This is a genomic window from Klebsiella sp. CN_Kp106 (assembly GCF_040064575.1).
Taxonomy (GTDB): Bacteria; Pseudomonadota; Gammaproteobacteria; order Enterobacterales; family Enterobacteriaceae; genus Klebsiella; species Klebsiella michiganensis.
The window spans coordinates 1-24,120 of sequence record NZ_JBEAIG010000058.1; the positions used below are offsets into that span (position 1 = coordinate 1).

At 55.9% G+C, this 24,120-nt stretch carries 25 protein-coding genes; 9 read left to right on the forward strand and 16 right to left on the reverse strand.

Annotated features, from left to right (window positions below; all coding sequences use genetic code 11):
• Nucleotides 1–104: 104 nt before the first annotated feature.
• The 4 genes from ABLU96_RS20125 to ABLU96_RS20140 all read right to left on the reverse strand — a co-directional run bounded on the left by ABLU96_RS20125 (nt 105) and on the right by ABLU96_RS20140 (nt 4,287).
• Complete coding sequence (locus ABLU96_RS20125) at nt 105–989, reverse strand: LysR family transcriptional regulator (protein ID WP_014230307.1); 885 nt, start codon at nt 987–989, stop codon at nt 105–107.
• A gap of 98 nt (nt 990–1,087) precedes the next feature.
• Nucleotides 1,088–2,344: a nucleoside permease gene (locus ABLU96_RS20130; protein WP_014230308.1), complete on the reverse strand. Its 1,257-nt coding sequence runs from the start codon at nt 2,342–2,344 to the stop codon at nt 1,088–1,090.
• A gap of 60 nt (nt 2,345–2,404) precedes the next feature.
• Entirely contained in the window at nt 2,405–3,238 is an 834-nt protein-coding gene (gene xapA / locus ABLU96_RS20135; RefSeq protein WP_014230309.1) for a xanthosine phosphorylase, read from the reverse strand.
• Nucleotides 3,239–3,360: 122 nt separating this feature from the next.
• Nucleotides 3,361–4,287: a LysR family transcriptional regulator gene (locus tag ABLU96_RS20140; RefSeq protein ID WP_064404399.1), complete on the reverse strand. Its 927-nt coding sequence runs from the start codon at nt 4,285–4,287 to the stop codon at nt 3,361–3,363.
• An 89-nt stretch (nt 4,288–4,376) separates the two neighbouring features.
• On the opposite strand from ABLU96_RS20140, the gene ABLU96_RS20145 reads away from it, so the two are divergent.
• Nucleotides 4,377–5,375, forward strand: coding sequence for a bile acid:sodium symporter family protein (locus ABLU96_RS20145; protein ID WP_004852990.1), 999 nt, complete (start codon nt 4,377–4,379; stop codon nt 5,373–5,375).
• On the opposite strand, the gene ABLU96_RS20150 is transcribed toward ABLU96_RS20145, so the two are convergent.
• The 3 genes from ABLU96_RS20150 to zipA form a co-directional block, all read right to left on the reverse strand.
• The gene (locus tag ABLU96_RS20150; protein WP_004123346.1) at nt 5,372–5,590 is read right to left on the reverse strand and encodes a DUF3820 family protein; all 219 of its coding nucleotides are present in this window, start codon (nt 5,588–5,590) and stop codon (nt 5,372–5,374) included. The two genes, ABLU96_RS20145 and ABLU96_RS20150, sit on opposite strands and share 4 nt — an antisense overlap.
• Nucleotides 5,583–7,607: an NAD-dependent DNA ligase LigA gene (gene ligA / locus ABLU96_RS20155; protein WP_014230312.1), complete on the reverse strand. Its 2,025-nt coding sequence runs from the start codon at nt 7,605–7,607 to the stop codon at nt 5,583–5,585. The genes ABLU96_RS20150 and ligA overlap by 8 nt, the downstream gene beginning before the upstream one ends.
• 74 nt (nt 7,608–7,681) lie before the next feature.
• A complete protein-coding gene (zipA, locus tag ABLU96_RS20160; RefSeq protein ID WP_014230313.1) occupies nt 7,682–8,695 on the reverse strand; it encodes a cell division protein ZipA in 1,014 nt (337 codons plus the stop codon).
• A gap of 230 nt (nt 8,696–8,925) precedes the next feature.
• Here zipA and cysZ point away from each other — a divergent pair, with 230 nt between their 5' ends.
• The 5 genes from cysZ (at nt 8,926) to crr (ending at nt 13,781) form a co-directional block, all read left to right on the forward strand.
• Complete coding sequence (gene cysZ, locus ABLU96_RS20165; RefSeq protein ID WP_009654873.1) at nt 8,926–9,687, forward strand: sulfate transporter CysZ; 762 nt, start codon at nt 8,926–8,928, stop codon at nt 9,685–9,687.
• A gap of 159 nt (nt 9,688–9,846) precedes the next feature.
• Nucleotides 9,847–10,818: a cysteine synthase A gene (gene cysK, locus ABLU96_RS20170; RefSeq protein WP_046878226.1), complete on the forward strand. Its 972-nt coding sequence runs from the start codon at nt 9,847–9,849 to the stop codon at nt 10,816–10,818.
• Between the two features lie 381 nt (nt 10,819–11,199).
• The gene (gene ptsH / locus ABLU96_RS20175; protein WP_002913505.1) at nt 11,200–11,457 is read left to right on the forward strand and encodes a phosphocarrier protein Hpr; all 258 of its coding nucleotides are present in this window, start codon (nt 11,200–11,202) and stop codon (nt 11,455–11,457) included.
• Between the two features lie 44 nt (nt 11,458–11,501).
• On the forward strand, nt 11,502–13,229 hold the full coding sequence (ptsI, locus tag ABLU96_RS20180) for a phosphoenolpyruvate-protein phosphotransferase PtsI (protein ID WP_004852999.1): 1,728 nt from the start codon (nt 11,502–11,504) through the stop codon (nt 13,227–13,229).
• Nucleotides 13,230–13,271: 42 nt separating this feature from the next.
• Complete coding sequence (crr, locus tag ABLU96_RS20185; RefSeq protein WP_000522253.1) at nt 13,272–13,781, forward strand: PTS glucose transporter subunit IIA; 510 nt, start codon at nt 13,272–13,274, stop codon at nt 13,779–13,781.
• A gap of 41 nt (nt 13,782–13,822) precedes the next feature.
• Here the strand turns inward: crr and ABLU96_RS20190 are convergent, their stop codons facing one another.
• Nucleotides 13,823–14,062 carry a hypothetical protein gene (locus ABLU96_RS20190; RefSeq protein WP_004104337.1) on the reverse strand — a complete coding sequence of 80 codons (240 nt, stop codon included), beginning with the start codon at nt 14,060–14,062 and terminating at the stop codon, nt 13,823–13,825.
• The gene (pdxK, locus tag ABLU96_RS20195) at nt 14,059–14,925 is read right to left on the reverse strand and encodes a pyridoxine/pyridoxal/pyridoxamine kinase (RefSeq protein WP_014230316.1); all 867 of its coding nucleotides are present in this window, start codon (nt 14,923–14,925) and stop codon (nt 14,059–14,061) included. Before pdxK ends, ABLU96_RS20190 begins: the two co-directional genes overlap by 4 nt.
• Before the next feature lie 82 nt (nt 14,926–15,007).
• Between pdxK and ptsJ the strand changes: the two genes are divergently transcribed.
• Genes ptsJ through ABLU96_RS20210 form a run of 3 tightly spaced genes read left to right on the forward strand, consistent with a single transcriptional unit; the run spans nt 15,008 to nt 17,481 of the window.
• Complete coding sequence (gene ptsJ / locus ABLU96_RS20200) at nt 15,008–16,306, forward strand: transcriptional regulator PtsJ (RefSeq protein WP_064404398.1); 1,299 nt, start codon at nt 15,008–15,010, stop codon at nt 16,304–16,306.
• Between the two features lie 14 nt (nt 16,307–16,320).
• The gene (locus ABLU96_RS20205; RefSeq protein WP_048260624.1) at nt 16,321–17,028 is read left to right on the forward strand and encodes a type 1 glutamine amidotransferase; all 708 of its coding nucleotides are present in this window, start codon (nt 16,321–16,323) and stop codon (nt 17,026–17,028) included.
• 45 nt (nt 17,029–17,073) lie between these two features.
• Nucleotides 17,074–17,481 carry a nuclear transport factor 2 family protein gene (locus ABLU96_RS20210; protein WP_014230318.1) on the forward strand — a complete coding sequence of 136 codons (408 nt, stop codon included), beginning with the start codon at nt 17,074–17,076 and terminating at the stop codon, nt 17,479–17,481.
• Here ABLU96_RS20210 and cysM read toward each other — a convergent pair.
• The 7 genes from cysM to ABLU96_RS20245 form a co-directional block, all read right to left on the reverse strand.
• A complete protein-coding gene (cysM, locus tag ABLU96_RS20215) occupies nt 17,478–18,389 on the reverse strand; it encodes a cysteine synthase CysM (protein ID WP_014230319.1) in 912 nt (303 codons plus the stop codon). The two genes, ABLU96_RS20210 and cysM, sit on opposite strands and share 4 nt — an antisense overlap.
• A gap of 66 nt (nt 18,390–18,455) precedes the next feature.
• Entirely contained in the window at nt 18,456–19,550 is a 1,095-nt protein-coding gene (gene cysA, locus ABLU96_RS20220) for a sulfate/thiosulfate ABC transporter ATP-binding protein CysA (RefSeq protein ID WP_004853015.1), read from the reverse strand.
• Nucleotides 19,540–20,415, reverse strand: coding sequence for a sulfate/thiosulfate ABC transporter permease CysW (gene cysW, locus ABLU96_RS20225; RefSeq protein WP_004853017.1), 876 nt, complete (start codon nt 20,413–20,415; stop codon nt 19,540–19,542). The genes cysA and cysW overlap by 11 nt, the downstream gene beginning before the upstream one ends.
• Nucleotides 20,415–21,248 carry a sulfate/thiosulfate ABC transporter permease CysT gene (gene cysT, locus ABLU96_RS20230; protein WP_004123378.1) on the reverse strand — a complete coding sequence of 278 codons (834 nt, stop codon included), beginning with the start codon at nt 21,246–21,248 and terminating at the stop codon, nt 20,415–20,417. The genes cysW and cysT overlap by 1 nt, the downstream gene beginning before the upstream one ends.
• Nucleotides 21,248–22,264 carry a thiosulfate/sulfate ABC transporter substrate-binding protein CysP gene (gene cysP / locus ABLU96_RS20235; RefSeq protein ID WP_014230322.1) on the reverse strand — a complete coding sequence of 339 codons (1,017 nt, stop codon included), beginning with the start codon at nt 22,262–22,264 and terminating at the stop codon, nt 21,248–21,250. The genes cysT and cysP overlap by 1 nt, the downstream gene beginning before the upstream one ends.
• 227 nt (nt 22,265–22,491) lie before the next feature.
• On the reverse strand, nt 22,492–23,391 hold the full coding sequence (locus ABLU96_RS20240; protein WP_009654897.1) for a Dyp-type peroxidase: 900 nt from the start codon (nt 23,389–23,391) through the stop codon (nt 22,492–22,494).
• 93 nt (nt 23,392–23,484) lie between these two features.
• Complete coding sequence (locus tag ABLU96_RS20245; RefSeq protein WP_014230324.1) at nt 23,485–24,060, reverse strand: RpoE-regulated lipoprotein; 576 nt, start codon at nt 24,058–24,060, stop codon at nt 23,485–23,487.
• Between the last annotated feature and the right edge of the window lie 60 nt (nt 24,061–24,120).

Genomic DNA, 24,120 nt, shown 5'->3' on the forward strand with positions numbered 1-24,120 from the left:
CTGCACGACCCACCAATGTAAAAAAGCGCCCTAAAGGCGCTTTTTTGCTATCTGCGATAGACAAAGCCGACACGGGCCTTCATCTTGCTATCCGGCACAGACCATCAATTCACCAGCGCCGCAATCAGCTTCTCCAGCGCGGGCGTCGCCTGCTGTTGGTCATAGACGATATACAAATCTGCGGGTATGCGTTCTTCCAGCGGGCGAAACACCACCCCCGGCCACGTCATTTGCGCATAGCTATCAGCGATGAGCGTAATACCTATCCCCATACTGACCATCGCCAGAACCGTTTGCGGCTCCATCACTTCACGGATAATCATCGGTGAGAATCCGGCGCTCTGGCACACGCGCTGCAAAAACGTCCAGTCGGTATGTATTGAAGGCATGGTGACAAAATATTCGTTACGCAACGCCGCAAGCGGGATCGCCTTACGCGCGGCAAGCGGATGCTCTTCCGGCATGGCCACCAGAAAAGAGGATTCGTGCAATCGCAGGCTGGTAAATCCAGGAGAAGGCGCTGTCGCCATTCGCCAGACGCCGGCGTCCAGCTCGCGTCGTTCCAGCATCGCCATCTGCATGGCGGGCATGTTCTCGCGGAAAAGCACCTCTACGTTAGGGTTCTCTTTCAAAAAACGCCGCATCACCGGACGCATTTTTCCCCACATAGCCGTACCTATCACGCCCAACTCTACCCGTCCCGCCTCACCCCGCCCAATCTGTTCCACGCGCGCCAACGCCTGATTCGCGCTGGAAAGCAGACGACGGGACTCCTCCATCAGGATTTTTCCTGCGTGGGTCAACGCTACGCTGCGGGAGTGGCGAACAAACAGCAGCGTGCCAAGCTGCTGCTCCAGGTCTTTAATGTGAATGCTGAGCGGAGGTTGCGACATGTTCAGACGGGCCGCCGCACGACCAAAATGCAGCTCTTCGGCAACAGCCAGAAAATAGCGCAATAACTTCAGATCGATACGATGCGTGCGTTCCATGGGTCATGCGCTCCTGAGGCATAAAGATAATGCGCAAAGTTACCACACTGCATCAGAAAAAATGAAACGGCGGAACATGTGCCCGCCGCGGAAGAGGATTAATGCGTCAGCGCTTTTTTCATTAACTTCTCAGGTTCATGTTTATATTTGAAGAACGCGGCAAAAATAACCGCCAGCAGCAATGAATAGGCCGCGAACACCAGCCAGATGGTCTGCCACTCTTTTACGCCATCAACAGAGAAGTAATCCACGGCCATGCCGCTGAGAACCGAACCTACCCATGCGCCAACACCGTTCACCATGGTCATAAACAACCCCTGCGCGCTGGCGCGAATATGCGCCCCCGCCTCTTGCTCTACGAACACCGATCCTGAAATATTAAAAAAGTCGAATGCGCAGCCGTAAACGATCATCGACATCAGCAGAAGAACAAAACCGAACGGAGACGGATCGCCAAAGGCAAAAAAGCCAAAGCGCAGCGTCCACGCCAGCATACTCATCAGCATGACCGTTTTAATGCCAAAGCGTTTCAGAAAGAATGGAATGGTGAGAATAAAGGCGACTTCCGCCATCTGCGAAACCGAAAGCAAAATAGAGGGATAGCGTACGACAAAGCTGTCGGCAAACGCCGGGTTGCGGGCGAAATCATGCAGAAAGGGGTTACCGAAGACGTTGGTTATTTGCAGTACCGCCCCGAGCATCATCGCGAAGAAAAAGAAAATGGCCATCCGCGGATTTTTAAACAATACGAATGCATCCAGTCCCAGCCTCGTGGCCAATGTGGCGCCAGGTTTCTTCTCGGTCACAGCAATTTTCGGTAGCGTAAGCGCATAAATCGCCAGTAATAACGACGCGGCAGAGGCGATATACAGCTGCGCGCTGCTCAGCTCCAGCCCCATCAGGCTCACCGTCCACATGGCGACAATAAAACCAAGAGTGCCAAATACGCGAACAGGAGGAAACGCGGTCGCCGGATCCTGGCCGGACTGTGCCAGACATGAATAGGAGATGCTATTAGACAACGAGATAGTCGGCATATAGGCCATCGCGTTAATCAGCATTACCCAGAACATCGTCTCCGGATCGGTGACGGTCGTTGCATAAAGAAGCACGCCCGCGCAGACCAGGTGGCAGAGCATATAGGCCCGTTCTGCACGTAGCCATTTATCGGCAACGATCCCCATAATGGCGGGCATGATAATGGCCGCCAGCCCTTTGGAACTATAGACAATGCCGACATTTGCCCCGGTGAAATGCAGTGTGTTTATCATGTAAGAACCCAGGGTGACCAGCCAGCTACCCCAGATAAAATATTGCAAAAACGACATGAGTTTTAAGCGAGAGGCGATACCCATTTTTCCGTTCCTTGCCATTAAAGTAAGACCCCGCAAGCGGGGTCAATATTTATTATTTTTTCAGGCCAGTTTGCGTAAGAAGCCGCAGATCAGGTTAATAAAGTTCTGCCGGGAGAGTTCGGCCGCCGCCAGGGTTTGCGCGTGAGATAGTTTCACATCGCCGAGGCCCTCAGCCAGATTGGTAATGGCTGAGACGGCCACCACTTTCAGCTCGCAATGGCGGGCAGCGATGACTTCCGGCACGACGGACATCCCCACCACATCGCCGCCGATAATCTGCATCATGCGAATCTCCGCCGCCGTTTCAAAATTCGGCCCGGGGTAAGAGACAAATACACCTTCAGTCAGCGGAAACCCCTCCTCCTCCGCTACGCGCTGCAGAACGGCGCGGTAATCCGCGTCATAGGCGTTGGCCAGGGAGAAGAAGCGTTCGCCGAAGCGCTCATCATTCAGGCCCACCATTGGCGTACCCGGCATCGTGTTAATATGATCGCTGAGCGCCACCAGACTTCCCGGCCCCACTTCCGGACGTAAAGAACCGGCCGCGTTAGTACAAAACAGCAGTTCACACCCCAGCAGCTTTAGCGTCCGGATGGCATCAGTCATCACCGTCATGCCCCGACCTTCATAGAAGTGCCCACGCCCTTTCATGCAGGCAACGGGTACGCCGGCCAGATTTCCAAGCACCAGTTCGCCGGCATGGCCGTGCACGGTACTCACCGGAAAGCCGGGCAGCTTCTCGTAAGATATCGCCACCGCATCTTCAATTTGTTCCGCCAGCGCCCCGAGACCCGACCCCAGGATAAAGGCCACCCGCGGCGTAAAATCCGGCTTATATCCGCGAATAATATCGGCGCTATACCAGGGATTCTGTGAGAAAAGCGTGTCGCTCATAAGCTGTCCTTAAAAACTGAAAGATCGATAAAGTGATTGGCTACCATGCTGTTATAACGATGCTACGCAATCGATTACCAATACAGTTTTCCCGGACGTTTGATATTAAAAAGCTATTGATTTCATTTCTGATACAAGGGGTCGTTTTCGCGTAAGGCGGTCAGCTGGCCAGCCTGCTGCCGCACCACCTCCCACAGCGCCTCTGCGGCTGTCGATAGCGAGCGGTTTTTACGCCGCGCCAGCATCAGCTGGCGTTCCACCACCGGGGTGAGCCGCTTCACCTGCAGATGACTTCCCTGAGGGAGCGGCAGCGCTAACGCAGGTAGGATGCTGATGCCTATCCCCGACTCAACCATCGGGAATAGCGTGGCCGGATGACCGATTTCCTGCACGATATTTGCGGTAACGGCGAATCCCGCGAGCGCGGCGTCAATCAGCGGCCGGCTACCCGAAGCATAATCCTGCAAAACCAGCCGCTGGTCATGCAGCGCATGCCAGCTCACCGCATCCCTTTTAGCGAAAGGGTGATCGCAACGGCAAAGCAGCAGGAAAGGTTCAGCGAGAACCGCCTCACACTGCAAATCGGTCGCGGCGCCAGGGTCGATAACAATGCCAAAATCAACTTCTCCCTGACGGATGCTCTCCAGCACCCACTGCTGGGGGCGATCGTGCAGAACGAAATCTATCTCCGGATAGCGATGGTTGCTATAGGCGATGCACTGCGGGATCAGATGGGCGGAAATGGTCTGGCTGGCCGCCACCCGCACGGTTCCCATAAGCTGCTGCCCGACGCGCCCGGCCTCACGCAACGTGCCGTTTAACTCATCCAGCAGGCGCTCAAGCCGGGCCGCCAGCTGCTGTCCGGCTTCCGTGAGCACCACTTCGCGCGTCGTTCGGTCAAGCAGGCGTACGCCGGTCTGATGTTCCAGCTCTTTCACGCTGTGGCTTACCGCTGACTGACTCAGGCCAATACTCTCCCCTGCCCGGCTAAAGCTTTTGACGCGAGCAACGGTCACAAAAACCTTCAACTGACGTAGCGAATAATTCATCTCTTTTTTTCATGAATAGATGCAATAAATCGATTTTATTTCTCAAACTAAAGAAAGCACAATAGCGACATCGATTTTCAGGAGCGTTTATGAAATTTTTCCGCATTCTTGATCCATTCACCCTGACATTAGTCACCGTCGTCCTGCTGGCCTCCTTTTTTCCTGCGCGCGGCGGATTTGTCCCCTTCTTTGAACATTTAACCACCGCCGCCATCGCGCTGCTTTTCTTTATGCACGGCGCCAAGCTCTCCCGTGAGGCGATCGTTGCCGGGGGCAGCCACTGGCGTTTACATCTCTGGGTCATGTGCAGCACGTTTATCGTTTTTCCCGTACTTGGCGTGCTATTCGCCTGGTGGGCGCCCGTTAACGTCGATCCGGCGCTCTATACCGGGTTTATTTATCTCTGCATTCTTCCCGCCACCGTCCAGTCAGCCATTGCGTTTACCTCTCTGGCGGGCGGCAACGTGGCGGCTGCGGTATGCTCGGCTTCGGCCTCAAGCCTGCTGGGGATCTTCATTTCGCCGCTGCTGGTCGGCCTGTTGATGAACCTGCACGGTGCGGGGGGGAGTCTGGAGCAGGTTGGCAAAATCATGCTGCAGCTGCTGCTGCCGTTTGTGCTGGGACATCTCTCTCGTCCGTGGATTGGCAACTGGGTGGCAAAACATAAAAAGTGGATCTCGAAAACCGACCAGACCTCCATCCTGCTGGTGGTCTATTCGGCGTTCAGCGAGGCGGTTGTTAACGGTATCTGGCACAAAGTCGGCGTCGGTTCGCTGCTGTTTATCGTTATTGTCAGCATGGTGCTGCTGGCGATTGTGATTGCGATTAACGTCTTTGTGGCGCGCAGGTGCGGGTTTAATAAAGCGGATGAAATTACGATTGTCTTTTGCGGGTCGAAAAAGAGCCTGGCGAACGGCATTCCGATGGCCAACATTCTCTTCCCGACCTCTATCCTGGGGATAATGGTTCTGCCGCTGATGATCTTCCATCAGATTCAGCTTATGGTCTGTGCGGTGCTGGCGCGGCGCTATAAGCGCCAGGCCGAAGCGTTACAGGCGCAGGAGAAAAGCCGCGCCTCCGAAGCCTAACGCGGGCGCTTAAGGGGCTCGACCAGGCTGGTCAGCCCCTCCGTTTTAATCAATAGCGTTAATGCCATCAGCTCGCCAAGATGCCCGGCGGGAAATTGATCCTTACGGGCAAACCACAGCAAATACTCTTCCGGCACATCGATTAAGCGCCGCCCTTTGTATTTACCAAACGGCATTTCCGTGTTGGCAATCTCAATAAGCTGATCTTTATCCACGCGACTCTCCGAGCAAACGCAGCATTTCGTCTTCATCGATCACCGCAATTCCCAGCTCCTGCGCTTTGGCAAGCTTAGAGCCCGCCGCCTCCCCGGCGATGACCAGGTCGGTCTTCTTCGACACGCTGCCCGCCACCTTCGCCCCCAGCGCAACCAGCCGGGCTTTCGCATCGTCACGGGAGAGCTGACTCAGGCTACCGGTCAGAACCACCGTTTTGCCGGCAAAGGGGCTATCAATCTCTTCCGCATTGACCACGACCGGCGCCGGCCAGCGGACGCCTTCTTTACGCAGCTGAGCAATCACTTCGCGGTTGCTCTCTTCGGCAAAGAAATTACGCACGTGCGTGGCAACCACAATCCCGACATCGGGCACTTTTTGCAGATCGTCAATTGAAGCCTGCTCCAGCGCCTCAATGGTGCCAAAATGGGCCGCTAAACCGGCTGCCGTCGCCTCACCGACTTCGCGGATCCCCAGCGCATAAAGGAAACGGGCAAAGGTGGTCTCTTTGGACTTCTCCAGGGCATCCACCACGTTCTGCGCTGATTTGGGCCCCATGCGATCGAGCCCGGTGAGTTTACCCGGCGTCAGTTGGAAGAGATCGGCCGGCGTATGCACGTACTCTTTTTCAACCAGCTGATCGATGATTTTATCGCCCATACCGTCAACGTCCAGGGCGCGACGGGAGACAAAATGCTTGAGCGCTTCTTTACGCTGGGCGCCGCAGATCAGGCCGCCGGTACAGCGCGTCACCACTTCGCCTTCCACGCGTTCAACGTCGGAATGACATACCGGACAATGGGTGGGGAACACGATCTCACGCGTCTCCTCCGGGCGTTCTGAGAGCACGACGTTTACGACCTGAGGGATAACATCGCCGGCGCGGCGAATGACCACCTTATCGCCGATACGCAGTCCCAGACGCTCGATTTCATCAGCATTATGCAGCGTCGCGTTGCTGACCAGGACCCCGGCGACGTGTACCGGCTCCAGACGCGCAACCGGCGTGATGGCGCCAGTGCGCCCGACCTGAAACTCAACGTCGCGCACGAAAGTCATCTGCTCCTGCGCCGGAAACTTAAACGCCACCGCCCAGCGCGGCGCGCGGGCTACGAAGCCAAGCTGTTCCTGCAGCGCCAGCGAATCGACCTTGATGACCACGCCGTCGATATCAAACCCCAGCTTCGGCCGATCCTCTTCAACCTGGCGATAGTAAGTAAGCACTTCCTCTGGCGTATGGCAGAGCTTTACACGCTCGCTGACCGGCAGCCCCCAGGACTTAAACTGCTGCAAGCGCGCCGAGTGGCTGGCAGGCAGCTCGCCGCCTTCCAGCACGCCCACGCCGTAGCAAAAGAAAGTGAGTGGACGCTTCGCGGTAATCCGCGGATCGAGCTGGCGTAAAGACCCCGCCGCCGCGTTACGCGGGTTAGCAAAGACTTTACCTCCGGTTCGCCGCGCCTCTTCATTAATTTTTTCAAACCCTGCCTGCGGCAGGAACACCTCTCCGCGCACCTCAAGCCGCTGCGGAATATTGTCACCGCGTAGCTTCAGGGGAATCGCGCGAATGGTACGCACGTTGGAGGTAATATCTTCGCCGGTCGTTCCATCGCCGCGGGTCGCAGCCTGCACCAGCAGGCCGTTTTCATACAGGATACTGACCGCCAGGCCATCCAGCTTGAGCTCACAGCAGTAAGTCAGGTTATCGGTATTTTTCAGGCGATCCTGTACCCGCTTGTTGAACGCGAGGAAGCTCTCCTCATCAAAAACGTTGTCCAGCGACAGCATCGGGACTTCATGGCGAATCTGGCTAAAAGAGGCTAACGGTGCGGCACCGACGCGCTGGGTGGGCGAGTCCGGGGTGATCAGCTCAGGGTACTGAGCTTCCAGCTCGCGCAGTTCGCGCATTAACCGATCGTATTCCGCATCAGGGATTTCCGGCGTATCCATGACGTGGTAGAGATATTCATGATGGCGAAGCGTGGTTCGCAGTTCAGTCAGTTTTTGTTCGTTCGATTCCATATCACACCATCAATGATAAAAAACCCCCGACGGGCGGGGGTTCAGGATAAGTAGATGAAACGCAAGAAGATGAATCAGGCGTTAGCCTCTTTCACTTCACGAATTCGGTCTTGATATTCACGCAATTTTTGCGGCGTCATCATACGACGCTGGTCATCCAGCACTACGCCACCGACTTCATCGGCAATGTACTGCGCGGACTGCAGCATCAGCTTAAAGTTTTGCAGTTCATCGCCAAAGGACGGAACCTGCATAAAGATAGTCACCCCGGGCGTCATCATATCCGCCATGCTGTCAGGATTGAAGGTGCCAGGCTTAACCATATTGGCCAGACTGAAGAGCACCTGACCGCTGCCGTCCGGGCTGAGGTGGCGATGGAAGATATTCATATCGCCAAATTTGAAGCCCGCCTGCTGGATGCTATTGATGAGTAGCTCGCCGTTGAGCTGCGAACCGTGATGCGCAGCGACGTTCATCACGATGACCGTCTCCTTACGCTCTTTAGGCTGCGGCGCGGCCTGCTGCGGCTCAGGGGCCTGAGGTTCCGGCGCCGGCTGCGGCTCTGGAGCGGCGGCAGGTTGTTGAACCGGCTGCTGCACATGCTGAACGGGCTGCTGCGCATGCTGAACGGGTTGCTGCACATGCGGAACGGGCTGCGGCTGTACCGGCTGCTGAGGCGGCACGGCGCGCTGCGGCTGCTGGACCGGGGCCTGGGCGTGAACGGGCTGATGTTGCGGCGGCTGCGGTGCACGAACAGGCTCTTCCGGGCGCACAGGTGGCTGTTGCGCCTGACGCTCATAAGGAGGCTGATACTGGTGCTGCGGCTGACGAGGTGCTTCATGCTCCCCATGAACGCCATTCGGCGCATGACTGGTCCGATGAACCCGGACTTCACCAACGCCTTCAACATCGTCATCAAAGTCGTCGCCTTCCGACGCTTCATCGTCGCGAGACTTCATACGTTTCAGTGGGCGATCGCGAAACATCGAGGAGCGTTCTTTACGGCTGGTCCAGAAACCGTGCACCAGTAAAGCGATTATGGCGATCGCGCCAACAATGATTAATATCAGACGCAAATCCTGCATCATTATATTCTCTGTTGTTCTAACACCTTGCCACCACGGCAAACATTTACTCACTAAGAGTATTTGCCGATTACATCAAGTGCAAGTGCGTCGGGGGCTTTCACTACATAAAGATGAACTAAATCGTGCTTTTTGCTGTTTTTTCGAACATTTCCTAACTGGTTATTGTCTGCTAACCCGATAAAATAGCCCGGCATTCAGCCTGGATGTCAAAAAAGGAGCATTACCTGACTATGGTTTCATCATCCGTAACGACCCCGCGTAGTGGCGTCTACTATTTTTCGCAGGGTTGGAAGCTGATCGGGCTGCCGGGGATCCGTCGATACGTATTCCTCCCTTTACTCGTCAACATTATTCTGATGGGCGGCGCATTCTGGTGGCTGTTCACGCGTCTGGACAGCTGGATCCCTTCGTTGATGAGCCATGTTCCTGAATGGCTGCAATGGCTTAACTATCTGCTATGGCCCATGGTGGTCATTTCTATTCTGCTTGTCTTCGGCTACTTCTTCTCGACAATCGCCAACTGGATTGCCGCGCCCTTTAGCGGCCTGCTGGCCGAGCAGCTTGAAGCGCGCCTGACGGGCGCGACGCCGCCGGATGTCGGGGTTTTCGGCATCCTGAAAGATGTTCCGCGCATCATGAAGCGCGAGTGGCAGAAGTTTGCCTGGTACCTGCCGCGGGCCATCGTCCTTTTGCTTCTCTACTTTATCCCCGGTATCGGCCAGACCGTCGCCCCCGTGCTGTGGTTCCTGTTCAGCGCCTGGATGCTGGCGATTCAGTACTGCGATTACCCTTTTGATAACCATAAGGTGCCGTTTAAAACGATGCGTCAGGCGCTGCGCACGCGCAAAGTGACCAATATGCAGTTTGGCGCCCTGACCAGCCTGTTTACCATGATCCCGGTGCTAAACCTGGTCATCCTGCCCGTCGCGATTTGCGGCGCGACGGCGATGTGGGTCGATTGCTACCGTGACAAACACGCCATGTGGAAGTAGCGCTATCGCTTTCGGAGCGGCTTATGCCGCTCCTTATTACTTCTGGCTTGCCATTATTTCTCTTCTGAATATAGATATGCTAAATCCTTACTTCCGCATATTCTTTAAGCGGGTATGCTGAAGCCGTACTCCCAAATTTCATACAGTTAAGGACGGGCCATGAGTAAGATTTTTGAAGATAACTCCCTGACTATCGGCCATACGCCGCTGGTACGACTGAACCGCATCGGTAACGGACGCATCCTGGCAAAGGTAGAATCTCGTAACCCGAGCTTTAGCGTAAAATGCCGTATCGGTGCCAATATGATTTGGGATGCCGAAAAACGCGGCGTGCTGAAGCCCGGCGTTGAGCTGGTGGAACCGACCAGCGGTAATACCGGTATCGCGCTGGCGTACGTGGCTGCGGCGCGCGGTTATAAACTGACGCTGACGATGCCGGAGACCATGAGCATCGAACGCCGCAAGCTGCTGAAGGCCCTGGGCGCTAACCTGGTGCTGACCGAAGGCGCCAAGGGGATGAAAGGCGCCATCCAGAAAGCCGAAGAAATTGTCGCCAGCGACCCGGAAAAATTCCTCCTGCTCCAGCAGTTCAGCAACCCGGCCAACCCGGAAATTCATGAAAAAACCACCGGCCCGGAAATCTGGGAAGATACCGATGGTCAAATCGACGTCTTCATCTCCGGCGTCGGTACTGGCGGTACGCTGACCGGCGTGAGCCGCTATATCAAAGGCACCAAAGGTAAAAAAGATCTGATTACCGTTGCCGTTGAACCTACCGACTCCCCGGTTATCGCCCAGGCGCTGGCAGGCGAAGAGCTGAAGCCAGGCCCGCACAAAATCCAGGGTATTGGCGCAGGCTTTATCCCAGGCAACCTGGATTTGAAGCTGGTGGATAAAGTAGTGGCTATTACCAATGAAGAAGCCATTTCCACCGCCCGTCGCCTGATGGAAGAGGAAGGCATTCTGGCCGGCATCTCTTCCGGCGCTGCCGTTGCCGCTGCGCTGAAGCTGCAGGAGGATGAAGCCTTTACCAACAAGAATATTGTGGTTATCCTACCCTCTTCAGGTGAGCGCTATTTAAGCACCGCATTGTTTGCCGATCTCTTCACCGAGAAAGAACTGCAACAGTAATGCCAGCTTGTTAATATCGTGTAAAAAAGCACCTTTTCAGGTGCTTTTTTGTGGCGCACATCAAACTTTTACCCCTCCTGGCATTGATTCACTTCGTTGGGTCTGGTATTTAACCAGCACATTTATTTCGATGCGCGAAATTATTCCGATTTGGATTTCCATAAGCTGAATCGATTTTATGATTTGGTTCAAGTCTTCCTTTAGCGGCATAATGTTTAATGACGTGGTAGACGTTAACGGCCTGAAGGTTTCCACAGCGATTTTCCGCTGATGGTGCCGGAGCCGGATACGTGATGCCGGCGCTAACGATACAGGCTAAAGTTTGGCCGTTAGGCTAAACTTTAGGTCCACAACACTAAACCTATAAGTTGGGGAAATATAATGTTCCAGCAAGAAGTTACTATTACCGCTCCGAACGGTCTGCACACCCGCCCTGCTGCTCAGTTTGTTAAAGAAGCAAAAGGCTTCACTTCTGAGATCACTGTAACCTCCAACGGCAAAAGCGCCAGCGCCAAAAGCCTGTTCAAACTGCAGACTCTGGGCCTGACCCAGGGTACCGTTGTCACTCTCTCTGCCGAAGGCGAAGACGAGCAAAAAGCAGTTGAGCATCTGGTAAAACTGATGGCTGAACTCGAGTAAGTTCACGGGTTCTTTTTAATATCAGTCACAAGTAAGGTAGGGTTATGATTTCAGGCATTTTAGCATCCCCGGGTATCGCTTTCGGCAAGGCACTTCTGCTGAAAGAAGATGAAATTGTCATCGACCGGAAGAAAATTTCTGCCGATAAGGTTGATCAGGAAGTTGAACGTTTTCTGAATGGCCGCACCAAGGCCTCCGCCCAGCTGGAGGTCATCAAAACCAAAGCTGGTGAAACCTTCGGTGAAGAAAAAGAAGCCATCTTCGAAGGGCACATCATGCTGCTGGAAGATGAGGAGCTTGAGCAGGAAATCATAGCCCTGATTAAAGATAAGCATATGACTGCCGATGCGGCAGCCAATGAAGTTATCGAAGGTCAGGCTACTGCCCTGGAAGAACTGGATGACGAATACCTGAAAGAGCGTGCCGCTGACGTACGCGACATCGGTAAGCGCCTGCTGCGCAACATCCTCGGTCTGGCCATCATCGATCTGAGCGCGATTCAGGATGAAGTTATCCTGGTAGCCGCTGACCTCACCCCGTCTGAAACCGCACAGCTGAACCTGAACAAGGTGCTGGGTTTCATCACCGACGCGGGCGGCCGTACTTCCCACACCTCCATCATGGCGCGTTCCCTTGAACTGCCGGCCATCGTGGGCACCGGTAGCGTGACTACCCAGGTGAAAAACGGCGATTATCTGGTTCTCGACGCGGTGAATAATCAGGTTCTGGTTAACCCGAGCGATCAACAAATCGAAGAACTGCGCAACCTGCAGGCTCAGGTCGCTGAAGAGAAAGCGGAACTGGCTAAGCTGAAAGACCTGCCGGCCATTACGCTGGACGGCCATCAGGTTGAAGTCTGCGCCAACATCGGTACCGTACGCGACGTTGAAGGTGCCGAACGTAACGGCGCGGAAGGCGTTGGTTTGTATCGTACAGAATTCCTGTTCATGGACCGCGACTCGCTGCCGACTGAAGAAGAACAGTTCGCAGCATACAAAGCCGTTGCCGAAGCGTGCGGCTCGCAGGCGGTTATCGTTCGCACCATGGACATCGGCGGCGACAAAGAGCTGCCGTACATGAACTTCCCGAAAGAAGAGAACCCGTTCCTCGGCTGGCGCGCAGTGCGCATCGCCATGGATCGCAAAGAGATTCTGCGCGACCAGGTTCGTGCCATCCTGCGCGCTTCCGCTTTCGGTAAACTGCGCATCATGTTCCCGATGATCATCTCTGTTGAAGAAGTGCGTGCACTGAAGAAAGAGATCGAAATCTACAAACAGGAACTGCGCGACGAAGGTAAAGCTTTTGATGAGGCAATTGAGATTGGCGTGATGGTGGAAACCCCAGCCGCTGCGACAATTGCGCGTCACTTAGCCAAAGAAGTTGATTTCTTTAGTATCGGTACCAATGATTTAACGCAGTATACTCTGGCAGTTGACCGTGGTAATGATATGATTTCACATCTTTACCAGCCAATGTCCCCGTCCGTGCTGACGCTGATTAAGCAAGTTATTGATGCTTCTCATGCTGAAGGCAAATGGACTGGCATGTGCGGTGAGCTTGCGGGCGATGAACGTGCTACACTTCTGTTGCTGGGTATGGGTCTGGACGAGTTCTCTATGAGCGCCATTTCCATCCCGCGCATCAAGAAGATTATCCGTAACACGAACTTCGAAGATGCGAAAGTATTAGCAGAGCAGGCTCTTGCTCAACCGACAACGGACGAGTTAATGACGCTGGTTAACAAGTTCATTGAAGAAAAAACAATCTGCTAATTCACGAGATGCGCGGCCCAAATTACTGCTTAGGAGAAGATCATGGGTTTGTTCGATAAATTGAAATCTCTGGTTTCTGATGATAAAAAAGACACCGGAACTATTGAGATTGTTGCCCCGCTCTCTGGCGAGATCGTCAACATTGAAGACGTGCCGGATGTAGTTTTTGCGGAAAAAATTGTGGGTGATGGCATTGCTATCAAACCTACTGGCAACAAAATGGTTGCGCCGGTAGATGGTACCATCGGTAAAATTTTTGAAACCAACCATGCTTTTTCAATCGAATCTGATAGCGGCATTGAACTGTTCGTTCACTTCGGTATTGATACCGTTGAGCTGAAAGGCGAAGGCTTCAAACGTATCGCCGAAGAAGGCCAGCGTGTGAAAGTCGGCGACCCGGTTATCGAATTCGATCTGCCGCTGCTGGAAGAGAAAGCCAAGTCTACCCTGACTCCGGTTGTTATCTCCAACATGGACGAGATCAAAGAGCTGATCAAACTGTCCGGTAGCGTAACCGTGGGTGAAACACCGGTTATCCGCATCAAGAAGTAATTCTTGCCGCAGAAGAATGGCGCCTCTCGGGCGCCATTTTTTTATCTCGCCGCTTTAAACGGCCGATAGCACTTCTCCCGCGAAAGTATTTTCATCCCTTCCGGGCCGCTTTCCAGAATCCGCTTCTCGCTGTCAGAAACCTGTAAATCACACTGATATCCGCCAACGGCGCCAAATAAAGATCCCACTTCGCAGACATCCTCAAGGGCTTCGCTGCCGGTGGTCTCAAAATGGCCGACGACTCTTCCCTGCTGACGCACCACTAAACGATAGCTCTTCATTCTCCCTCCCTATGCGGCGGAAGAATGAGCTCATCGCAGCCCTGTTCATTGGTCCAGGTCATAACCGCCAGCACCCGCTGCGCGGCAGCGTGGGCGGCCTCGCCCAGCGGCATTCCACATACCAGGCCGCTCGCCAGTTCGGCGCAAAAAAGGTCGCCCGTTCCCTTCAGATCGGTTTCAACGCGCGGATGTTCAACTACCTCGACCGACTGCGCGCTAACCACCAGCACGTTGATCGTAGCGCTATTCTCTCCCGGCGCGCTGGTGATAACGACCCATTTCAGTGAATCAGAGAGCAGACTACGGGCGGCAATAATCGCCTCCTGCTGATTATGGCAAGGCAGACCGCTTAGCGTTTCCAGCTCAAACAGATTGGGCGTGATCCCCTGCGCCAGCGGGAGCAAATGCGTACGATAGGCTTCAGGGATCTCGGCCTTGACGTAGATGCCGCTATCCACATCGCCAATGACGGGATCAACGAGAATACACAGTTCTGGATGCTGCTCGCGAATGCGCAGCAGCCATTGCGCCAGACGCTTAATCTGCACGGCGCTGCCCATATAGCCGGTCGTTACCGCCCGCAGCTCGCGCAGGGCGTCACGCTCCTCCAGCGCCTTTAAATAGCCGGCAAACCACTCTTCCGGGATAACGCCGCCATAGTAAGTATCATAGTGCGGCGTATTGCTGAACAGCACCGTCGGCACCGCGATGACCCGCAGGCCGTGCTGCTTTATCGCCGGTATCGCAATACTGTTGCCTACGCTGCCGTAGACCACCTGCGACTGCACGGCCACAATATCGACCTGAAGCGCCCGACTTTTATCGTTGAAGAGCACCGATTGTATTTCATCTTGCTGGCCCATCCTTTCTCCCCCCGCTGGACAGCGGGTCATACTCTGATTATCATTCGTCCTATGCTAAAATTCATTTTGTCATAGGTCAATAATGATCGTTGGAAAAACTGCCAGTGAGATCTTCGATAGCATCCGCCATCTGGTACAAAGCGGCGCACTCAAGCCTGGCGATGTTTTGCCGCCGGTCCGCGAGCTGGCGGGCAAGCTGTCGGTTAACCGCAATACCGTCGCTGCCGCCTATAAGCGACTGGTGACCTCTGGCCTGGCTATCAGCCAGGGGCGTAATGGTACCGCCATTAAAACCCATAATACCCTGCCCGCCCTTGAAGGTGGCGATCCCTCTTCGCCGCTGAAGGATATCTCCAGCGGCAATCCCGACCCCGCTCGCCTGGCAAACCTCAAGCACTATCTCGGCGCAATTGCGCCAGCGCCTCGCCTGTACGGCGATGCGGCGGTTGAACCACGGCTGGCCGCGTGGGCCAGCCGCTGGGTTAACAACGATGTGAACCTGGATGCCGATATTAACCTTGCCAGCGGCGCTGTCGATGCGCTTGAGCGCCTGCTGTGCGCCCTGCTGCTGCCCGGCGATAGCGTGGCCATCGAAGACCCCTGCTTTCTCAGCAGCATCAATATGCTGCGCTACGCCGGTTTTAGCCCTTCGCCGGTACCGGTCGACGGGGAAGGCATGCAGCCTGAAGCCCTTGAAGAGGCGCTGAGCAACGGCGCCCGGGCGGTCATTATTACCCCGCGCGCGCACAATCCGACCGGCTGTAGCCTCAGCGAATCCCGCGCCCGGGCAATACGCGAAATACTGGCCCGCTATCCGCAGGTTCTGGTGATTGTTGACGACCATTTCGCGCTGCTCTCCGCCACGCCCTGGTACTCCCCTATCGCCGCGGAAAGTCAGCGTTGGGCGCTGGTACGCTCCCTGTCAAAAACCCTGGGACCAGATTTGCGTCTGGCCATCGTCGCCAGCGACGCTGACACGTCGGCGGCGCTGCGACTGAGGCTTAATTCCGGTAGCCAATGGGTCAGCCATCTGTTGCAGGATCTGGTCATCGCCTGCCTTAACGACAACACCTTTATGGCCTCTCTGGCGGAAACCCGGCGCCACTATCGTCAGCAGCATGAAAAGCTGATTGCCGCCCTCGCCAGCCGCGGAATCACCCATCTGACGCCGGGAGACGGCCTTAATTTTTGGTTCCCGCTGGAAGAGCCGAGCCAGCCGGTAGCGCTCCGTCTGGCGCACGCCGGCTGGCTGGTTCGCGAAGGCGAAACGTTCGGCATTCGCGCCCCTTCGCACGGGCTGAGGCTGTCGCTTGCGACGCTCAGCGACAATGAAATGAATAAGCTCGCCAATGACTTATACCAGATATTACAACAACAGTGACGGGAGTTAACGCTATGCAGATCCACTTTATCGTCCATGAAGTCTTTGAAGCGCCGGGAGCTTACCTGCACTGGGCGCAGGCGCGCGGCTACGGTATCAGCTGGTCGCGGGTATACGCGGGGGACAGGCTACCGGAAAACGCCAACGCTTTTGATATGCTGGTTGTGCTCGGCGGTCCGCAGTCGCCGCGCACGACATTATCTGAGTGCCCCTGGTTTGATAGCCACGCCGAGCAGCGTTTGATTGCGCAGGCCATTGCCGCAGGACGGATCGTGGTAGGGATATGCCTGGGCTCGCAGCTTATCGGTGAAGCGCTGGGCGCGCCGGTCATGCAAAGTCCGGAAAAAGAGGTGGGTCACTATCCCATCACGCTCACCACCGCGGGCCTGCAGGATGACAAACTGGCCCATTTTGGCCCCTCGCTGGTCGTCGGCCACTGGCATAACGATATGCCAGGCCTGACCCCGGAGGCGGAAGTGATGGCCTCCAGCGAAGGCTGCCCGCGGCAAATTGTGAAATACAGCGACCGGGTTTATGGCTTCCAGTGCCACATGGAGTTTGATGCTGAGGTCATTGAGCTGCTGATCGCCCATTCGCAGCAGGAGCTTAGCGCCGCCAGAGGCAGGCGTTTCATTCGTAGTGAACAGGAGATGCGTGCCTGCGATTATCGCGAAATGAATGAGAAGCTGTGGGCGTTTCTTGATAAGCTGACGGCAAAGTAAGCAAAAGGCTTTTATTAAAGCCCGACAGTCTAAGGATCGCCAGAAATGCCCAATCCCAACCCACAGCTTAAAGCCGCCATCGAAGCCTGCGATCGCGCTATCTCCCAGGAGGATTACGCGACACTGATGGAGTATTACGCTGATGACGCCGCGCTGGTCGTCAAGCCAGGCATGGTAGTGCGGGGCAAAGAAAATATCCGCAACGCGTTTATCGCCATTGCCGACTATTTCCAGCACCGGCTGGTGGTGACGCAGGGAAAAATGGAGATTATCGAAGGCGGCGGCAATGCGCTGGTGATTATGGAAACCCGGCTGGATATCCCGACGGCGGAAGCCGGGATAACACAGGTCACGCGGCGCGCAACCTATGTCTTTCGTCAGCAGGGTGAACGCTGGCTCTGCACCGTGGATAACTCCTACGGTACGGACCTGCTCGACGCGCCCGAGGTTTAAATTCCCGCGCCCTGGGTAAAGTGCTCTTCGCCAAATACGCCGGTAGAAAGGTAGCGATCGCCGCGATCGCAAACGATCGCCACCACTACCGCGCCAGGATTTTCACCCGCCACACGTAGCGCGCCCGCCACCGCGCCGCCGGAACTGACGCCGCAGAAAATTCCCTCCTTCACCGCCAGCATCCGCATGGTGTTTTCGGCATCCTGTTGATGGATATCGAGCACCGCGTCCACCAGCTGCGCGTTAAAAATGCCCGGCATATATTCGGCAGGCCAGCGGCGAATTCCGGGAATACTGCTCCCCTCTTCCGGCTGCAGCCCCACGATGCTCACCGCTTTATCCTGCTCGCGCAGAAAACGCGATACGCCGGTAATGGTGCCGGTGGTACCCATGCTGGAGACAAAATGGGTGATCCGCCCGTCGGTCTGCTGCCAGATTTCCGGCCCGGTAGTGGTGTAGTGCGCGTACGGGTTGTCCGGGTTGTTGAACTGATCGAGCAGCTTGCCTTCGCCGCGCTGCGCCATGGCTAACGCTAAGTCACGCGCGCCTTCCATTCCCTGCTCTTTGGTGACCAGAATCAGCTCCGCACCGTAGGCGCGCATGGCGGCACGGCGCTCCTGACTCATGTTGTCCGGCATCAGCAGCTTCATCTGATAGCCTTTAAGCGCGGCGATCATCGCCAGCGCAATGCCGGTGTTGCCGCTGGTCGCTTCAATCAGCACATCACCGGGTTTAATCTCTCCGCGCTTTTCGGCCTCGACAATCATCGACAGGGCCGCCCTGTCTTTCACCGACCCCGCCGGATTGTTGCCTTCAAGTTTGACCCAGATTTCGCTGCCGTTGTCCGGCCCCATGCGCTGCAGTTTGACCAGAGGCGTGTTGCCGATTGTTTGTTCTAATGTATTCACGGTTTTGCCCAATAAAAAGCCCGGTAAGCATTACGCCACCGGGCGAAAAACATACGCGATAACCTATCAGGCTGACTCCGCCAGAGCAATATCCTCGCGCGTCTCAATGCGTTCCTTCCCGTGATAAATACGGGCATGCTGCAGACCGACAAACAGGCGCTCTCCCCGGTGCGGCGGGACGTCGTCGCGCATGACCACGGTCAGCGGCTCGGTATACCAGCCCAGCGGTTGTACCACCAATTGCGTGTAGTGACCTTTAGGGCTAGCTTCCAGCACCTGCACCGGCAGCGGTGAATCGAGGCTGGTTCGGCGGCTCACGTCAACTTCCCACGGACGCAGGAACAGATCGACCGGCCCCTGATGCGCGGAGGTATAGCCCAGCGGCCAGCGGTGCGCGCCCACGTGGAATTGTCCGCCGCGAATGGTGCCCTGCAGACGGTTCACCTCGCCCATAAATTCCAGCACAAAGCGGGTCGCCGGTTCGCGCCAGAGCTGCTCCGGCTCGTCAACCTGCTCAATGTTCCCCTGGCTCATCACTACCACGCGGTCGGCAACTTCCATCGCCTCTTCCTGATCGTGGGTGACGAAGACGCTGGTGAACTTCAGCTCTTCATGCAGCTGACGCAGCCAGCGACGCAGCTCTTTACGCACCTGGGCGTCCAGCGCGCCGAAGGGTTCATCCAGCAGCAGTATCTGCGGTTCAACGGCTAACGCACGCGCCAGCGCCACGCGCTGCTTCTGCCCGCCGGAGAGCTGCGCCGGAAAGCGATCCGCCAGATGCGCAAGCTGTACCATCTCCAGCAGTTTGGTCACTTTCGCTTTGATGGCCGCCGCATTCGGGCGCTCGCGGCGCGGCAGTACGGTCAGGCCAAACGCAATATTGTCGAACACGGTCATATGGCGGAACAGCGCGTAATGCTGGAATACAAAGCCCACCTTGCGATCGCGGGCATGCAGACGGCTCACGTCGGTGCCGTGAAAGCGGATGTGCCCGCTGGTCTGATGCTCAAGCCCGGCGATAATACGCAGCAGCGTGGTTTTACCGGAGCCAGACGGCCCGAGCAGCGCCACCATTTGTCCGGAAGGGATATCCAGCGAGATATCATTCAGCACCTGGGTGCGACCAAAAGACTTCTTAATATTGGCAATCTCAATGCTCATGATTTCCCTCCTGATGCTGACGTTTTTCCTGATTTTCTAAACGCCACTGCACCACACTCTTCAAAAACAGGGTCAAAATAGCCATCAGCGTCAGCAACGCGGCGGCAGTAAACGAACCGATGGTGTTGTAGTCCTGCTGCAGCAGCTCAATCTGTAACGGCAGCGACAGGGTTTCACCGCGAATAGAGCCGGAGACGACGGAAACGGCACCAAACTCGCCAATCGCGCGGGCGTTGGTCAGCACCACGCCGTAAAGCAGCGCCCAGCGGATATTCGGCAGCGTCACGCGGCGGAACATCTGCCAGCCTGACGCGCCCAGCAGCACCGCCGCTTCGTCTTCGTTGCTCCCCTGGCTTAACATCACCGGCACCAGCTCGCGCACCACAAACGGGCAGGTCACAAAGACCGTCACCAGCACCATGCCCGGCCAGGCGAACATGATCTGCAGGTTGTGCTCATCCAGCCAGCCGCCCAGCGGCCCGTTGGAGCCGTAAAAGAGCAGATACACCAGGCCCGCTACCACCGGCGACACGGCAAAAGGAATATCCAGCAGGGTCAGCAGCAGCTGACGTCCCGGGAAGTTAAAGCGCGTCACCAGCCACGCCAGCAGCGTGCCGAACACCAGGTTCACCGGCACGGTGATCAATGCAATCAGCACGGTCAGCCAGATGGCGTGCAGCATATCCGGGTTCGCCAGGTTTTCCAGCGCGGGCATCAGCCCCTTGCTGAAGGCCTGAACGAAGATATACACCGTCGGCACGACGAGAATAAACGCGGAAACCAGCACGCCCGCACCGATCAGAAACCATTTACCCCAGTTGATGCGGGGCGCATCGTATCGCTTCAATTGCGTAACTTCCGCCATCAGTGACCTACCACACGTCGACCAAAGCGACTTTGCAGAGTGTTAATCGAGTACAGCAGCAGCAGCGAGGCCGCGAGGATCACCGAAGCAATCGCGCTCGCCGCCGGGTAATCAAACTCCTGCAAACGAATAAAAATCATCAGCGAGGTCACTTCCGTTTTCCACGCAATGTTGCCGGCGATAAAAATCACCGCGCCGAACTCACCGAGGCTGCGGGTAAAGGACAGCGCAACGCCCGCCATCAGCGCCGGGGAGAGCTCCGGCAGCACCACCTTGCGAAAGCTCTGCCAGCGCGTGGCGCCCAGGGTTTCCGCCGCCTCTTCATATTCCGGACCCAACTCTTCCAGCACCGGCTGCACGGTACGCACCACAAACGGGATGCTGGTAAAGGCCATGGCCACCGCGATACCGAGCCAGGTATAGGTGACTTTAATATCAAATTTCGCCAGCCACTCGCCGTACAACCCGTTCACGGAGAAGAGCGAGGCGAGGGTTAAGCCGGCAACGGCCGTCGGCAGCGCAAACGGCAAATCCATCAGCGCATCAAGCAGCGTGCGGCCCGGGAAGCGGTAGCGGGTTAAGATCCACGCCATCAGCAGGCCGAACACGCCGTTAAAAATGGAGGCGACAAACGCCGACAGCAGCGTCACTTTATAGGCCGCCACCACCTGCGGGTTGGTCACCACGTCCCAGTACTGCGCCCAGCTCATCTGGGCAAGCTGCATCACCAGCGCGCTGAGCGGCAACAACAGGATAAGGCAGACGAACAGCAGGCTGGTCCCGAGGCTTAAGGTAAAGCCCGGCAGCACGCGTTTAGTCGATACTGCAAACATTACTTACGCCCCGCCGCCAGCAGTTTGTCCAGCTCACCGCCGCTGGCAAAATGGGTTTTCATCACATCAGGCCAGGAGCCAAATTTATCTTCCACGCGGAACAGTTCGGTCTGCGGGAATTTATCTTTCAGTTTGTTCATCACGTCCGGGTTATTCACGCGGTAGTAGTAATCGGTAATGATGGTCTGCGCCTGTGGGCTGTACAGGTAGTTGAGATAGGCTTTTGCCGCTTTCTCGGTACCGTTGGCCTGGACGTTTTTATCCACCCACGCCACCGGGAACTCGGCCAGGATGTTGGTTTTCGGGATAACCACCTCAAAGCCCTGCGCTTCATACTGTTTGCGGATGTTGTTCACTTCCGATTCGAAGCTGATCAGCACATCGCCCAGACCGCGCTCGGCGAAGGTCGTGGTAGCCCCGCGACCGCCGGTATCAAACACTTCGACGTTTTTCAGGAACTGGGTCATGAACTGCTCGGTTTTCGCTTTATCGCCGCCGTCAGCCTTGTCCGCCGCGCCCCACGCCGCTAAATAAGTGTAACGCGCGTTGCCGGAGGTTTTTGGGTTCGGGAAAATCAGCTTCACGTCGGAACGCACTAAGTCATTCCAGTCGTGGATATTCTTCGGGTTACCTTTACGCACCAGGAAGCCCATGGTGGAGTAAAACGGCGAGCTGTTATTCGGCAGACGGCTTTGCCAGTCGGCGGGGATCAGCTTGCCTTTGTCGTGCAGAATCTGGACATCGGTCACCTGATTGTAGGTCACCACGTCAGCCTTCAGCCCTTGCAGAATCGCCAGCGCCTGTTTTGATGACCCGGCATGAGATTGTTTTATCGTCAGCTTATCGCCGCCGTTATCTTTCGCCCACTGCTGTTCGAACTGCGGGTTAAGGGCGGCAAACAGCTCGCGGGAAACATCGTAGGAACTGTTCAGCAATTCCGTCGCCTGCGCCTGTGCGACCAGCAGCACAGAAGCAGCCAGCGCCAGATATCCTTTTTTTAGTGATTTAACGGCCATTGCGCACCCTTATCAATATGATGATTTTCTGCTGATCATCATATTTATAACGGCTATGAAAGGAGTAACGGTTTTATATACCGTTTGGCGATTTGGAAGTCGAAAAGAGAATAAGGGAATGGCAAAGCTTATCTGAATCACGCATGCAGAACCGGAAAACGTTCGACGCCTGCCGGCCGCGCCGAACGGTCCCCTCTCCCTGCGGGGGAGAGGGTCAGGAGAAGATCTTACAGCGCCAGCAGTCTATCCAGCGAAGGCGCGAAGTAGTATCCGCCGGTCACCGGTTTGGTAAAACGCAGCATCGCGTCGCGCTTACCGTCGGTATCGCCGAACATGCTCAGCAGCTGCTGTTCAATATTGTGCAGACGCGCGCAGTAGGCGCAAAAGTAGAGGCCGTGGGTGCCGCTGGCGGTACCGTACGGCAGGCTCTGACGCACAATCTTCAGCCCTTTACCTTCTTCTTTCAGATCCACGCGGCTCAGGTGAGAGGTATCCGGACGATCGTCGCCGTCAATCTCTTCGTTGGCTTCTTTGGTACGGCCGATCATCATCTCCTGATCGGGAACGCTCATGCGATTAAGCTGCTTGAGGTTGTGCTCCCAGCGCTGCACAAATACGTAGCTGCCGCCCGCATCGACGCCATCCTGAATCACCGCCACTTCACGGCGGGTCTCTTCCCCCGCCGGGTTTTCAGTACCGTCGACAAAGCCGCTCAGATCGCGCTCTTCAATCCAGCGAAAGCCGTGAATCTCTTCTTTAACATCAATCGCTGCGCCAAAAGCGGACAGGGCCGCCTGAGCGACAGAAAAATTCAGCTCATGCTGCGCGGACAGAATGTGGATTAGCACATCATACTGGGTGGCCGGGGCCAGACCTTTGCCATAGGACGGGAAGTCTTTTAGCTCTTCAGCCCCGACGCCACCGCTTAGCTGACGCCAGACGTTATGGCCAAAAGCGACCACCGCCCCCAGCTTCGCTTCCGGGTATTTCGCCTGAAAGGTGGCTAACTTATCGGCAAACACCTTGCTGGCTTCGCGCAGGGCGTCAACATCGCCTTTGACATTTGCTTCAATCCAAATCGCCGCACGGCAATGTTCCGGCAAAATGCCGCTCTGAACCTGAGACATCGCTCCTCCTGAAATAGTACAACCACAACGCTGTGGCTTTTTAAGGCGCTATTGTACCCGCTTTTTCAGGACCTCGAATCACTTCAGATCAAATTAGCGACGCCAGATAATCTTGCTCACCTTCCAGTTTTTCAGCGTGTCGTCGGAGGGCATTAGCTCATCAGGGCCGCTCCAGTTGCCGGTGAAGGCATAGCTAATATGCTGGCTACCCTCGGCCTTGCACTCCACCACGGCACCGTTATCGTTGCTGCCTTTCTGGCAGTTACCAAACGCTTTGCTGTAGATATCGCTGAACGGGGTACCGATTTTCACGCCGCTGGCGGCTTTGATATTGCTATCGCGCACGTCGATGCGGCTAATAGTCCCGCTCTCGCCGTTGATGGTCAGCGCGACCTTGTCATCTTTTAACGCTTCGAAATAGCGCACAATATTGCCGTTAGCCGTTTTCATGCCGCTGCGCAGGCGGTAGCTGCTGCCGAGCGCGTCGCCGATCGCCTGCTCGCTCAGCGCCGTTGACGCCGTCAGGTTGCCTACGCCCTGTTCGCTCACCTCCATAGAGGAACCAAACCAGTTCCACGGATAAGCCGCCGACCAGTTCACCGAGCTCATCGTTGAGCAGCCGGTTAAAGCCAGCGGTAGTGCGCAGAGAAGTAAACGTAGCGATTTCATGACTGAATGTCCTTTCTGATGTATTCAACGCAAGTTGGAGTGCGCGATCGGCAAAAAGTG